Raw genomic sequence first — 13,072 nt, forward strand, 5'->3', positions numbered from 1 at the left:
TTCGCGCCCAGCTGCGATGGCGCCCCTCGCGAAACCGCTTCGAAGGACCCCGCGCTCAAGCGCCCATGGCGCTCTCCCTGTCCGGGTGGAGGGAGAACACCTGGTCCAGGCCGACGATGCGCAGGACGCGCAAGGTGTTGGCGGGGACGGCGGCGAGGGCGATGTCGGCGCGGGCGGCCTCGGCGTGGTTACGGGCGGCTATCAGGGCGCTGATGCCGCTGGAGTCGCAGAACTCCATGCCGCCCAGGTCCACGACGAGCCGCTGGCCCGCTCGCAGGGGCAGGGCGGGGAGCAGGTCGCGCAGTCCGGCGGCGCTGGCGTAGTCGAGTTCGCCGCTGATCTCCAGGACGGGACCGGTCGCGGCGTCTCGAGTGGTGATCTTCAGCGGGCTCATCGTGTGCTCTTCGGTGTCCGGTCGGGGTCGGGGTCGGTGTCGGGGTCGGGGTCGGTGGTCGGGGCCGTCGCGGGGGCTCCGAGGGCGAGGAGGGCGGTGTCGTCGTCGAGGCCGTCGCCGAACTCGTTCAGCAGTGCGGTCAGCGCCTGGACGACGGCTCCGGGGGGCCGGCCGGCATGGCGGGCGGCGAAGGCGCGCAGGGCCTCGTCGCCGTAGAGCCTGCCGTGGTCGCCGGTGCGCGCCTCGGTGATGCCGTCGGTGTAGAGGAGGAGGGTGTCGCCCACGCCGAGCGTGGTGGTGGCGGTGGTGAACCGCGCCTGCGGCAGGACGCCGACGAGGACGCCACCGGGGGTGGGCAGGAAGTCGGCGGTGCCGTCCGCGCGCAGGACGAGGGCCGGCGGGTGGCCGCCGGAGGCGAGACGGACAGCGACGCCGCCGGTCACCGGGTCGGGTTCGAGGACGCCGAATATGGCGGTGCAGTAGCGCGGGTCGTCGCCGGTGTAGCGCTCGTGGAGCACCGTGTTGAGGGTGGTCAGCGCCGAGACGGGGTCGGCGTCGTGCAGTGCGGCGGCACGCAGCGTGTAGCGGGTCAGGGAGGTGACCGCGGCGGCCTGCGGCCCCTTGCCGCACACGTCGCCGAGGAAGAACGCGAAGCGTTTGCCGTCCACGGGGAAGACGTCGTAGAAGTCGCCGCCGAGCCGGTCGGGCGAGGCGGTGTGGTAGTAGGCGGCCGTCTCCACACCCGGCATCTCGGGCAGCGCGGCGGGCAGCAGGGAGCGCTGGAGCACGACGAGGGCGTCCTGGAGCCGCGCACGGTCGGCCTCCGCCTGCTTGCGCGCTTCCTCGGCCGCCTTACGGCCGCGCAGGAGCTCCTCCTCGTAGGCGCGCCGGTCCCGGGCGTCGAAGACGGTGGTCCGGATCAGCAGCGGCTCGCCGGTGCTGCCGTGCTTGACCACCGCGGAGACCAGGACGGGCATACGGCTGCCGTCCGCCCGCTTGAGGTCCAGGGCTATGCCGCTGATCTCCCCCCGCATGCGCAGCAACGGGGCGAAGTGCGTCTCGTGGTACAGCTTGCCGCCCACGGTCAGCAGGTCCGTGAACCGCATCCGGCCCACCACGGCGTCCGGCGCCAGCCCGAGCCAGTTCAGCAGCGTGGCGTTGATCTTCGCGATCGTGCCGTCCATCAGCGTGGACAGATATCCGCACGGCGCGCTCTCGTACAGCTCCTCGGCGCTGTCCTCCAGCAGCGAGGCGAAGACGGCCTGCCGGGTCGTCTCGTCGCCGGCTCCGTGCGGTTCGGGCTCCTGCCCGGTGCGGCACATCACCGCAGCTCCGCCAGGAAGCCGGTGAGCGCCGCGTTGGTGGCATGTGGCGCGGACAGGTGCGGGCAGTGCCCGGTCGCGTCCAAGGTGACCAGCGTGGAACCGGGGATCGCCTCGTGGACGAAGGCGCCCACCTCACGGGGCGCGATGACGTCCTGGACGCACTCCAGCACCAGCGTCGGCACCCGCACCGTCTTCAGGTCGTCCCGCGAGTCCGACAGGAACGTCGTCCGGGCGAAGACCCGCGCCATGTCCGGGTCCGTGGCGCAGAAACTGTTCGTCAGCTCCTCGCCCAGCTCCGGGCGCTCGCCGTTGCCCATGATCACCGGCGCCATCGCCGCCGACCAGCCCAGGTAGTTCGACTCCAGCGACTCGAGGAGCTCGTCGATGTCCTCGGCGCTGAACCCGCCCCGGTAACCCTCGTCGTCGATGTACCGCGGCGAGGGGGCGACCATCACCAGCGACCCGATGCGCTCCGGCGCCATGCCGGCGGCCAGCACGCCGACCATCGCGCTGACCGAGTGCCCCACGAAGGCCGCGTCGCGCAGATCGAGGGCCTCGCACACCTCCACCACGTCCCGGGCGTAGCCGCTCAGCGAGGCGTACCGGTCCTCGGTGAACGCGGACAGGTCGGAGCGGCCCGAGCCGACGTAGTCGAACAGCACCACCCGGTAGTCCTCGACGAGCGCCGGCACCGTCAGTCGCCACATGTTCTGGTCACAGCCGAACCCGTGCGCCAGCACCACCACGGGCCCCTCGGGGTTGCCCGTGACCGTGACGTTGTTCCTGCGCCGAATGTCCATGCGAGCCATCCTCGCAGGTGACGCCGACAGCCGAACCCTGCCCCCCTCACCGCCGGAGCATGTCGGCGTCCTGAAGGGAGCTCACGCCCGTCGGTCGGCGTGCAGCACGACCTCGATGGTCTTGCCGGTGGTCGTCGGCGTGACCGTGACCTTCCGGCTGAGCTGCTGGATGAGGGGCCAGCCGAAACCGCCCGGGGCGGCGGGGTCGCTGCGGGGCACGGTGTGCGGGAGCGCGGGCGAGGCGTCGGTGACGCTGACGGTGAGGACGTCGCCGTCGAGGCGGGCGTCGAAGCCGGCCAGGCCGCCGCCGTGCCGTACGGCGTTGGTGACCAGCTCGGTGACGACCAGGAGGGCGTCGTCGACGACGGTCCGGGGCGAAGGAGTGGCCCGCGTGTCCAGGAGCCGGCGTACGCGGGCGCGGGCGGTCGCGGCGGTGAACGGCTGCCGCAGCCGACCGGCTGCGGGATCCATGGTGGTCACTGCTTCCTCACCCTCCCTCTGGTGCGTGGTCCTCGTGCGGCGGGTGTCCGGTCACGACGTTCGGGACCGGCCGCCGCCGTGGGCGCGCACCAGTTCCACGGCGTCCGCGAGGGAGTCGGTGAGGGTGAACGCGCGGGCGGTGTCGGTCAGGTCCAGCAGGCGCCGTACCAGCGGGCTCACGTCGGCGAGGACGAACGGCAGCCCGGCTCGCTCGTGGTGCTGCCGGGCGGTGAGGAGCGAGTGGAGCAGGGAGGAGTCCGCGAAGGTGACCCCGGAGAGGTCGACCACCGTGGCGACGGCCGATCTCGCGGAGGCCGCCGGTCTCTCCGAGGGAACGGCGAGACTTCGGGCCGCTGTGTCGGCCTCGTCCGCGTCGAACTCACCGCTGACGCGTACGATCCGCACGTTCTCGATCATGTCCACGGTGATCTCGGCTTCGTCGTCCATTCGCGCATTCTCACAGGACGCCGGGCGGGTGAGGAAGCCGGGGCACGGACTGTCGCCCGATCATGCGAACAGACCGGCGGACGCCGGCCCGGCCCCTGCCGGTCACGGGCCGAGCCGGCCGGTCCGTCAGGAGCCGTGAGGCGACCGGGGCGGCCGTGCCGACTCGGTCCGCTCCGGTTCGTCAGCGGTCGCGGCACCCGCGCTCTCACTCTCGTCGGTGAAGACGTGGGCGGTGCCGGTGACCTCCAGGAGGCGTTCGAGGTGCGCGGGACGGTCGTCCAGGTGCAGCCGGGCGCCCACCGCGGTCGCCTCGCGCCGCACCATGAGCAGGGCGGCCAGGCCGAGCGAGTCGCACAGCGTCATCGCGGCGCAGTCCAGCCGCAGCCGGGGCGGCGGCGGGTCCGCCCGCAGACACGCGCGGGCCGCCTCGGTGAGGTCGTCCGCGCTGTCCCAGTCCAGGTCGCCGGTGATGCGGATGCGGGCATCGCCGGCGGCGTCCACGGCGGTGGACAGGTCGAAGGTGTCGTCGGGTGGCGTGGTCATACGTCGTCGTCGGGTCCGGGGGCAGGGGGACGGGTGCCGCGCCGGCGCAGGGCGGCGCGGCCCAGGGAGAGGAAGTCGAGGGCTCGGGGGAAGTCCTTCAACTCCTCCTGGAGGAGGGCGAGGCCGGGGTCGAGAACCTGGGCGGGCACGCGCCGGGCCTCGAGGATGCCGCCCGTCCAGTCCAGGAAGCCGGTGAACAGCGCGCTGTCGTCGGTGTACAGGGCGCAGGCGAGGAAGTCGACGATGTGCGCGATGTCCTCGGCGGTGCGTTCGCGCTGGGCGTCGGTGTAGGCGCGCATCGCGGGCAGCCGTTCCTCCAGCCCCGCCAGGGTGCCGCGGACCATCCGCCGCTTGCCGCGCGCCACGAGCGTGTACTCCTGGTCGCTCAGATGCGGCAGGTCCTCGACGGTCTGCCGGACGGCGCCGGGCGACGGCCGGGTCAGTCCGCGGGCGAGCAGGCCGGCGGCGGCGCGGGCGTCGGGGGCCCAGGCGTCCGCGCCCAGCAGCCGGGCGTAGCGGCCGTCCGCGCCGAAGGCGGCGCCACCGGCGAGCACCGGGATGCCGACCGCCTGCACGGCGGTGATCGCGGTGTGCGCGGTGGGCAGACGGGTGGGGATGGAGGAGGACAGGGCCACGACGGCGGGCGCGGTCCGGTGCAGATGTGCCATCAGATGCTGGGCGGGGACCTGCGCGCCGAGGAAGTCCACCCGGTGGCCGCGATGGCGCAGGACCTCGGCCAGCAGCCGGGCCGGCAGCGCGTGCCACTCGCCGTCCACGCACGCCACGGTCACCGTCGCGGCCGTCGCGGAAGCCGGCGCCGCCGGGGTGCGGTGGGCCATGGCGGCGATGATCCGCTCGTGGATCGCCGTCGCGGCGTGCTCCTGAGCCACGGTGAACCGGTCCGCCGCCCACTCGGCGCCCACCTTGTGCTGCACGGCGGCGATGACGTCCAGCAGGACGTCCTCCGCGTCGGCGCCCTCGTCCAGGGCGGCGAACACGACCCGGCCGGCGGCGAACTCGTCCCGCTCGCACACCGCCCGCCACAGCTCCTCACGGGCCCGCGCGAGCAGCGCGCCCGCCTCCCTGACCATGGTGGTGTCCGTCATGCCGTGTACCTGCCCGGGGTGTGTCCGTCCACCGCCGTCAGATGCGTGGTGCGGGGCGCGGTGATCGCCAGGACCGCTATGTCGTCGTGCCGGTTGTCGCCGATCCATTCCGCGGTGAGCATCTGGATCCGCTCGACGACGGCCTCGGCGGGCATGCCGGCGCACTCGGCGAGCGCGGCCCTCAGCCTCGCGTCGCCGAACAGCACATCGCCCAGCGGACCGCCCCGCGCCTCGGTGACGCCGTCGGTGAACAGCAGGCACGTCTCTCCGGGCTGCAGATCGACGTCGACGGTGTGCGCCCTGACGTCCGCCAGGGCGCCGATCAGCGTGCCCGAGGTCGGCGCCTCCCGGACCGTGCCGTCGTTGCGCACGACCAGCGGCGCGGGGTGGCCGGCGCTGGTCAGCCTGAGATGCGTGACGCCTCCGCGCCGCCGGACCGACGCCAGCACCAGGGTGGCGAAGCGGGTGTGGTGGCTGCTGAGCAGCGCCCCGTTGAGCAGGCGCAGCAGATGCTGGTGATCGTCGGCCAGCGGCAGCAGCGCGTGCAGCGTGCTGCGGATCTTCCCCGTCAGCACGGCGGCCTGCAGCCCCTTGCCGCACACGTCGCCCAGGACCGCCAGCGTCTCCTCGCCGGGGCCGGTGCCCGGATGGACGTCGTAGAAGTCCCCGCCGACGCGGTCGGCGTCCTGCGAGGCCCGGTAGCCCGCGGCGAACTCCACGCCGTGCACCTGCCGGAGCGTCGGCGGGAGCAGCTCGGCCATGAGCGTCGCAGTGATGCCGCTCTGCTCCCTGTACAGACGGGCCGCGGACAGCGCGGCGCCCGCGCGGGCGGCGAACACCCGCGCGAAGACCTCCTCGGAGGCGTCGAAGGCGGCGTGGTCGTCGCGCCGCAGCAGGATCATCGCTCCCGCGGGGACCCCGTGGCCGGGCAGCGGAGTGACCACCACCGACCCCACGGGCCCGTCGAAGTCGTCCGGCGTCACCCAGTGCGGCAGCGAGGCCGGGTCGATCCACCGCGACGGCACCGGCGGGAACCCCTGCAACGCCTCGGCCAGCCCCGGGACGGCCGCCGGGTCGATCCGCGCCGACCGGCGCGTGACCTCGCCGCCGACACAGGTCGCCACCGGGTGGCGCTTACCGGAGGCGGGCGCGATCAGGACGGCGGCGTCGGCCAGATACTCGGCCGCCAGCTCCACCGCCACGTCCATGCACCGCTCGACGTTCAGCGAGGCGAGCAGCCGGCTGGACGCCTCGGCGAGGAAACGGGTGCGCTCCTGCTCGCTGCGCAGCGCCGCCTCGGCCAGCGACCGGTCGGTGTCGTCGACGAGCCACCACACCACCTGCCCGTCCGCCCCGGGCGTCGCGTGCGCCTCCAGCGTCCAGGGACCGTGCCGGCCGCGCACGGCACTCACTGTGTCCTCGCCACCGGCCAGGGCGCTGCGGTGCCCCTCCACGAGCCACTCGGGCGCGACCTGTGCGAGCCGCGCTCCGGGGGCCGCGTCCGGGAAGAGCCGGGCGGCCTGTTCGTTGGCCTCCACGATGACGCCCTTCGCGTCGGCGACCAACGCCGGATAGGGCGCCCGCATCCACGAAGCGCCCACGGAGGACAACAGGCCCTGCGCCGTGCGCGAGGAGCCATCCACACTCGTCATGATCATCGGCCCCGCACTCGGCGGGGCCGGTCACCTTCCCACTGGAGGAATGCCCCACCCTCTCGCACAACGGACCGGCGCATCAACCGGCCTCCCGGTTCTTCACGAATCGGTCACATGGGGCGGGCAGGGAGGGGCCGGGGCCGGTTCCACCGGCCCCTCCCTCTCACCGGGTGTCAGCCCTGGCCGAGGAGCTTCTTCATCTCGGCGATCTCCGCGGTCTGGCCGGTGACGATGTCGTCGGCCATGGCCTTGGCGGGTCCGTGGACGCCCTTCTCCTTCTGGGTGGCGGCCATCTGCACGGCGCCCTCGTGATGCTCGATCATCAGGGTCAGGAACATGGTGTCGAAGTCCGCGCCGGACGCCTTCTCCAGCCGGTCCATGTCCTTGCCGTCCATCATCCCGGGCATGTCATGGCCTCCGGACGTCCCGCCCTGCCCCGAGTGGTCCATGCCCGGCATCGAGCCGGCGCCGCTGGGAGCCTCCTGCCCCCAGGACCTCAGCCAGCCGGTCATGGTCCTGATCTCCGGGTCCTGTGCCTTCTCCACCCGGGCGGCGAGGTCCTTGACCTGAGCGGAGGACGCCCGGCCGGCGGTCAGACGGGCCATCTCCAGGGCCTGCCGGTGGTGCGGGATCATGCCCTGCGCGAAGGCCACGTCCTGGTCGTTGTGCGCGCCGGCCGCGGCGTCGGCGCCCGCCGAGGACGAGGAGCTCGCGGACGGCGCCGACGACGCGGAGTCGTGGCCGCCGCCGTGCCCACTGCTGTGGCCCCCGCTGTCGCTCCCGCACGCGGCGAGGACGAGGGCGGCGGTGACGGACGCGGCCGCGACGGCGGCGCGACGGGTGAGGGTGGTACGGGTGGTGCGCATGCTGGTACTCCTGCTGTGCTTCAGGGTGTGATCAGGACGTTCCGGTGAGCGCCGCGTCGCAGAGCCGTGGACGTGGCGCCGTGCGGTGTCTAGATCCGCAGGAGTTGGAGTTCCGCCAGGGACGGGGGCGCGCGGGCCCCGTCCGGGGGTGAGGTCGCGTACGAGCCAAGGGTGCTGACGCGTACCGGCACGGCCGCCGGGTCGGGCACGAGGCCCGGCAGGACCGGCCCGCCGCTCACCGCCCCCGACGCGCAGGTGGGGTCGGCGTGTTGGGCGTGACCGGTGCCGCAGTCCCCGGAGCAGCCGTCGTGGCCTGCGCTGACGACCGTCATCTCACGTGCGTGCGCGGCGTGTTCGTGGAGCCCGCCGCCGGGGGCCAGCGCGTGCATGCCGAACAGCCCCGCCAGCAGCCCGAGCACGAGCAACGCCCGCCATCGCCCGAGGGGCGGTCGCTGGCTGCGCTGCGGCGCGCGGGCTGTCATGGCGCTCATCGTACGCAAGCCGGCTCGGCATTCCTGACGGTGGATCGACGTCCGGCGTCGTGCGGCCCGCTGCGGGCCTGTTCGATCCGGTGGCCGTCAGTGGTAGGCGTGGACGACCGCGTGGCCCTTGCCGCGGCCGATCATCCACTTGTTGACGGGCGTGGTGACCAGGAACGCGATGGCGAAACCGCCCAGCAGCGCCGACCAGAAGAGGCCGTCGGAGAGCTGGGCGTCCATCGCCCCCGGAGTGACGGCGATGATGGCGTTGTCGACCAGCTCCATGACGGTGATGGAGACGGTGTCGGCGGCCAGCGCCACCTTGATCGCCGACCTGAGGTCGAGGCCGGCCCGGCGGACCGCGAACAACGTGAGCGAGTAGCCGAACACGAACGCGAGCGCGATCGCGAGGATCATCGTCGGCACATTGCCCCACAGCAGCGCCGTGCCGACGGCCATCCCGAGGATCTCACCGATGGCGCACCCGACCAGGCAGTGCGACGTCGCCTTCGCCGCCGTGCTCCATGAGGCCCCGCCTCCCTTCGCGTGGCCGCCGAGATCGCCGCCGTGTGGGTCGGCGGCATGGACCGTGTGGTCGTGCGCTGTGCCGGTGTGGTGATCGCCGTGAGTCATGGCTTCTCCCGTTCCCATCCATCGTGCGTGGCTCGGACCCGTTCTTCCACACACGGAACGAGATACCCCCAGGGGGTATTCCCATGCTCCGGAGTCTCCGGGTCAGCCGATGATCGGCGCCACCGGCGGGGGAGTGCCGCACAGGGTGTGCACCGCCGTGCGGGTCGCCCGTTCCACCGCCGAGATGCCGTGGGACATGGTCGGGCTGCCGTGGGAGAGGACGGCGACGTAGAACGTGCTTCCATGGGCCTTGACCCGGCCCATGCTGTTGATGGCCCAGCGCTGGGACCGGGAGCGCTGCAGCCAGCCGTTCTTGAGCTGCCAGCGGCTGCCTTCCGCGGACACCCCCCAGGCCTGGTCGGGGTCGATCCGTCCCATGAATCCCTGGATCAGGTGGCGTGAGGCTTCGCTGAGCGGTGAGCGGTCCTCGAACACGGCTTTCAGCAGGGTGAGTTGATCGGCCGCAGTGGTCCGCGTCAGACCCCAGTGGCCGTCGGGCCCCGGTCGGGTCGAGGTCAGTCCCAGGGTCTTGTTCGCCTCGGCGAGTCCCTCGGCGCCGCCGATACGCCGCCACAGGGCGTCCGCCGAGTCGTTGTCGCTGCTCTGGATCATCGCGGCCGCGGTGGTGGTCTCCCACTCGGTGAGCGACCGCCCCTCGCGCTGGGCGAACAGCAGCAGGGCCGCCAGGATGTTCACCTTCGCCACGCTCGCCGTGATGTGCGTCTGCGGGCCGTACACCGCTTGCCGGCCGGTGCTGGGCTCCAGTACCGCGACCGACACCTGGGTGCCGCCGTGCGCCCGCACCGGCTCGAGGGACCGGGCGAGCACACTGTTCGCGTCCCTCGGGTTCGGCCTTCGTCGGCCGGGCCCGGCCGGGCCGTGTCTGCCGGGCGAGGCCGAGGCCGACGGCTTGCCCTGGGCCGACCGTCCGGCCGCCCGCTCCTGCGCCGAGGTGCTTGCGCCCCGGTCGCCGGTCGCGCCGTCACCGCCGGCGAAGCAGCCCGTGAGTATCACTCCGGCCGCCGAGCAGGCCAGCGCCAGGCGTATCCGTCCCCCGCGCGGGCGGGCGCCGCCGTTGCCGCAGGCGGCGGGCGGGACGGAGCCGTGCCCCGTTCCGTGAGGCGGGCGGGCGGCGGGGCGCGGAGTCATCGGGAACCTCGATCGCATGAGGGGGCGGAAGCCGGAGGGGGTGAGCATGCCGACAGTCTTCGCCGGGGTGAGGCGCGCCGCATCCCGGAAGGGTTTCCCCCGAAAGGCGCAACAGGTCTGCGACCGAACCCGTCTGACGCCCCCTCGGAAACCGTGCGCCGCACCCGTGTTCCACGCCTCCGCCCACCTGCCCGCGCCACCCCCTCGGCACTCCGCGGACTCCTCCGGTCGTGGACGCCGACACCCGTCCGCGCCACTCTTGCCGGTGAGCGCCGGGCGGCGTTTGGGGGAGTGGAACGGCGTGGCGACGCGCGAGGGCGGGGTCGATGGGCTCAGTGCGGCGCAACGACTCGTCAGCGAGCGGGAAAGCAGTGAACGACGCCCTCGCTGCCCGGAATCGGGCAGAAAGGTGGATGTCCGGTTGCTTCATCCGTACGGTGAGCGACCATGATCGCCACGAACTCCTCGTGGACCCCCGTGCACGACCACCGACGGAAGGACACGCGCATGCGCCCGCTCCCCACCGGCCCGGAAGCTGTCGTCTTCGACTGCGACGGCCTGCTGGTCGACACCGAGCCCTGCTGGACCGTGGCCGAGGCGGCGCTCTTCGCCGCGCACGGCCACCCCTTCGGTCCGGAGCAGAAGGCGCTGGTCCTCGGCCGCACCCTGGAAGGGGCGGGCGAGGTGATGGCCGACTGCTTCGGACGGCCCGGAGCCGGCCCCGAACTCGCCGCGGAACTCCTCGATCGGGTCAGCGCGGAACTCGCCCGGGGTGCGGCCGCGCTGCCCGGCGCGGTGGAGCTGGTCCGCGCCTGCCGGGCCGCGGTGCCCGTCGCGGTCGCGAGCAACAGCCCCCGGAACCTGCTGGACCGGGCACTGCAATCGGCAGGCCTGGCCGACTGCTTCACGCACACCTTCGCCGCCGACGAGGTGAGCCGCCCCAAGCCCGCGGCGGACCTCTACCTGACGGCGTGTGAGGCGCTCGGCGCACGGCCGGAGCGTTCCGTCGCCTTCGAGGACTCGGCGACGGGCGTCTCGGCGGCCCGGGCGGCCGGCCTCTACGTCGCGGTCGTACCGTCCCTCCCGCACACCGTCCTCGACCACGACTGGTCCGGCCCCACCCTCGCCGACCCCTCCCTGCAGGCCTGGGCCGAAACCCTGGGCACACATCCCCCGGCCCACCCGCTCCCGTCCGCCCAGTGACCGCCAGGGCATCTTCTCGGGGGTGAGTCAGACGAGGTCACTCGCCTCCCCGCTCCCGGGCGCCGACGTCGAGGAGTGCTGGAGGGCGACGGGAGCGGACGGTTCGCCGTGCTCCCGCTGCCACGTCCTGAGCGCGGACAGACGGTGGTCGATCGCGAAGCCAGGCCCGGGCGGCGGTCCCACCCGTTCGATTGCCTCGCCGGCCCGCGGATCGTCCCGCCGGACGAGTACGTAAGCAGCGTTGAGCCGGGTGAGGAAGTCCTCTTCGTCGAGCAGGGCGACGAGGGCGTCTGCGGCAGCCCCTGGGGGGCCCGCGCAGACCCCGCAGCCGCCGTCGCAGTTCCTGAGGTCCGCAAGAGTGTCCGCGACGGCGCGCCGCACCGACGCCTCCGGATCCCTCAGCGACTTGACGACGGCGGCTGTGACCGTGTCGCTCTTGTCGTGAGCCGAGCACAAGACCGAGCCAGCTTCGGCGCGCACGCTCGCGTCCCGGTCCGCGGCGAGCGTCAGGAGGGCGGTCCGCGCCGCGACGTCCAGGGAAGGCCGCGCGGTGCCGCGATCGAGCAGAAGGGGGGCTACGCGGGCGCGGACGCGCGGATCCCGGTGCCCGACGAATCGCAGTCCCACCGCAGCTGACTCGGGACACATCGTCTCGCTCAGGGTGTACAACAGCTCGGCGAGGACCTCGGAGTCCTCCTCCCCGTCGTCGGCCCACGACAGGAGCAGGTGCGTCATCTCCTGCTCATGGGAGTCCGGTGGCTGGTGCCAGGAGAGCATGGACATGTTGAGGGCATCGAGGACGAAGAGCCGCGCCTCGCGGGCCGGGGCACGGCGGTACGCCGTCAGGGCCGACCACGTCTGCCTGCTGCGGCGTCGCGAGAAGACCGACTGGACGGACGACCAGTCGACATGGTGCCGGTCGCCCGCCCTCACGGCCCGGGCGACCAACTCGTCGACGGGCGTCAGGATGCGGAAGGCCCATTCGAGGTCCGTCAGGATCGCGCCGTGTCCGGCGCGTACCCTGTGGCCGCCGAGCGTCAGCTCGGTCACATGGTCGAACTCGTCGTCCATGACCCGTACGTGTGTCGCCGGGCCGTTCGCGTTCGTTCTCTCCCTGAGCACCTCTTCCGCGCCCCGCTCGTACCAGTCCCGGGTCACGGCGAGCAGCTGTGCTCTGTCGGCCTCAGGCAGGCGCAGCCGTGGCTCGCGGCCCAGCACGGCTGCCACCAGGGAGGGAGAACCGCTGTCGACCGCTCGGAGCAAGGGAGTCGTTCCGTCCGGCAGCCTGCGGTCCTGATCCGCACCGCCCTCGACCAGCACTTCGGCGACGGCGGTGTCATAGCCGGCGACCGCCAGGCACAGCACCGGCAGCCCGTCCTCCGCAGCCGCGTCCGGGGACGCACCCCCCTCCAGCGCGCGTGTCACGGCCCTGGCGTCGCCCCGCCTGACCGCCGTCACGAGCTCCCCGTCGTCCATCCGCCGCACTGCCCCCGCCCTCGTCCCAAGTGGCGCCGACCGCCCGGCCCGGTCGCCGTCCGGTCAACGCCCCGGTCGGGGTGTGGGTTCCCGTCTCTCCCGGGCTCCCGAGGTTCGCCGTCAGGGACAGGAGCACGGAGAGGGCGATGAGGGTGCAGACGGCGGTCCAGCCCAGGCCGGTGCAGGCATGGGCGCCGAGCCAGGAGCCGGCGCTGCCGCCGAGGAACGCGCAGGTCATGTAGGCCGTGTTCAGGTGGTCCACCCGACGCGCGGCCAGAACATGCTGCCCGCCCCTGTCAGCGCACCTCCGTGCCGACGTTTCCCGGTCCGTACGGGCCCTGCCGGCGGCAGGTGAGCCGAGCCCGGGACAGAAGCAACCCCGTCGGTCGCCGCACAGGCCCTCGACGCCGACGTCTCACCGTCAACTCGCCGCACCGCGCCATCGGATGACCCTGCCGACACATGCCCCCTCACCCGCCCGGGTGAATCACGGGCCCAGTCACGCGGCCCACCACA

At 73.2% G+C, this 13,072-nt stretch carries 14 protein-coding genes; 1 reads left to right on the forward strand and 13 read right to left on the reverse strand.

The annotated features are described in order from the left end of the window. Positions 1-55 precede the first annotated feature (55 nt). From ACIOC0_RS16005 to ACIOC0_RS16060, 12 genes are all read right to left on the reverse strand, one after another. On the reverse strand, positions 56-394 hold the full coding sequence (locus ACIOC0_RS16005; RefSeq protein ID WP_402155605.1) for an STAS domain-containing protein: 339 nt from the start codon (positions 392-394) through the stop codon (positions 56-58). Next, entirely contained in the window at positions 391-1,716 is a 1,326-nt protein-coding gene (locus tag ACIOC0_RS16010) for a PP2C family protein-serine/threonine phosphatase (protein ID WP_402155606.1), read from the reverse strand. The genes ACIOC0_RS16005 and ACIOC0_RS16010 overlap by 4 nt, the downstream gene beginning before the upstream one ends. After that, the gene (locus ACIOC0_RS16015; protein ID WP_402155607.1) at positions 1,716-2,519 is read right to left on the reverse strand and encodes an alpha/beta fold hydrolase; all 804 of its coding nucleotides are present in this window, start codon (positions 2,517-2,519) and stop codon (positions 1,716-1,718) included. Before ACIOC0_RS16015 ends, ACIOC0_RS16010 begins: the two co-directional genes overlap by 1 nt. Before the next feature lie 81 nt (positions 2,520-2,600). Then, the gene (locus tag ACIOC0_RS16020; RefSeq protein WP_402155608.1) at positions 2,601-2,990 is read right to left on the reverse strand and encodes an ATP-binding protein; all 390 of its coding nucleotides are present in this window, start codon (positions 2,988-2,990) and stop codon (positions 2,601-2,603) included. A gap of 60 nt (positions 2,991-3,050) precedes the next feature. Further along, entirely contained in the window at positions 3,051-3,446 is a 396-nt protein-coding gene (locus tag ACIOC0_RS16025; RefSeq protein ID WP_402155609.1) for an STAS domain-containing protein, read from the reverse strand. Between the two features lie 126 nt (positions 3,447-3,572). Next, the gene (locus ACIOC0_RS16030; RefSeq protein ID WP_402155610.1) at positions 3,573-3,989 is read right to left on the reverse strand and encodes an STAS domain-containing protein; all 417 of its coding nucleotides are present in this window, start codon (positions 3,987-3,989) and stop codon (positions 3,573-3,575) included. Then, a complete protein-coding gene (locus tag ACIOC0_RS16035) occupies positions 3,986-5,095 on the reverse strand; it encodes a B12-binding domain-containing protein (RefSeq protein ID WP_402155611.1) in 1,110 nt (369 codons plus the stop codon). Before ACIOC0_RS16035 ends, ACIOC0_RS16030 begins: the two co-directional genes overlap by 4 nt. After that, positions 5,092-6,747, reverse strand: coding sequence for a PP2C family protein-serine/threonine phosphatase (locus ACIOC0_RS16040; RefSeq protein WP_402155612.1), 1,656 nt, complete (start codon positions 6,745-6,747; stop codon positions 5,092-5,094). Before ACIOC0_RS16040 ends, ACIOC0_RS16035 begins: the two co-directional genes overlap by 4 nt. A gap of 176 nt (positions 6,748-6,923) precedes the next feature. Continuing rightward, the gene (locus ACIOC0_RS16045; protein ID WP_402155613.1) at positions 6,924-7,616 is read right to left on the reverse strand and encodes a DUF305 domain-containing protein; all 693 of its coding nucleotides are present in this window, start codon (positions 7,614-7,616) and stop codon (positions 6,924-6,926) included. 89 nt (positions 7,617-7,705) lie between these two features. Then, a complete protein-coding gene (locus ACIOC0_RS16050) occupies positions 7,706-8,098 on the reverse strand; it encodes a DUF6153 family protein (protein WP_402155614.1) in 393 nt (130 codons plus the stop codon). Positions 8,099-8,194: 96 nt separating this feature from the next. Next, the gene (locus ACIOC0_RS16055; RefSeq protein ID WP_402155615.1) at positions 8,195-8,728 is read right to left on the reverse strand and encodes a DUF4396 domain-containing protein; all 534 of its coding nucleotides are present in this window, start codon (positions 8,726-8,728) and stop codon (positions 8,195-8,197) included. A 102-nt stretch (positions 8,729-8,830) separates the two neighbouring features. Further along, positions 8,831-9,877, reverse strand: coding sequence for a serine hydrolase (locus ACIOC0_RS16060; RefSeq protein ID WP_402155616.1), 1,047 nt, complete (start codon positions 9,875-9,877; stop codon positions 8,831-8,833). A gap of 447 nt (positions 9,878-10,324) precedes the next feature. On the opposite strand from ACIOC0_RS16060, the gene ACIOC0_RS16065 reads away from it, so the two are divergent. Further along, on the forward strand, positions 10,325-11,080 hold the full coding sequence (locus ACIOC0_RS16065) for an HAD family hydrolase (RefSeq protein WP_402155617.1): 756 nt from the start codon (positions 10,325-10,327) through the stop codon (positions 11,078-11,080). A gap of 27 nt (positions 11,081-11,107) precedes the next feature. Here ACIOC0_RS16065 and ACIOC0_RS16070 read toward each other — a convergent pair whose 3' ends face one another. Further along, entirely contained in the window at positions 11,108-12,556 is a 1,449-nt protein-coding gene (locus ACIOC0_RS16070) for an ankyrin repeat domain-containing protein (RefSeq protein ID WP_402155618.1), read from the reverse strand. Positions 12,557-13,072 lie beyond the last annotated feature (516 nt).

This window comes from Streptomyces sp. NPDC088254 (genome assembly GCF_044740925.1).
GTDB lineage: Bacteria > Actinomycetota > Actinomycetes > Streptomycetales > Streptomycetaceae > Streptomyces.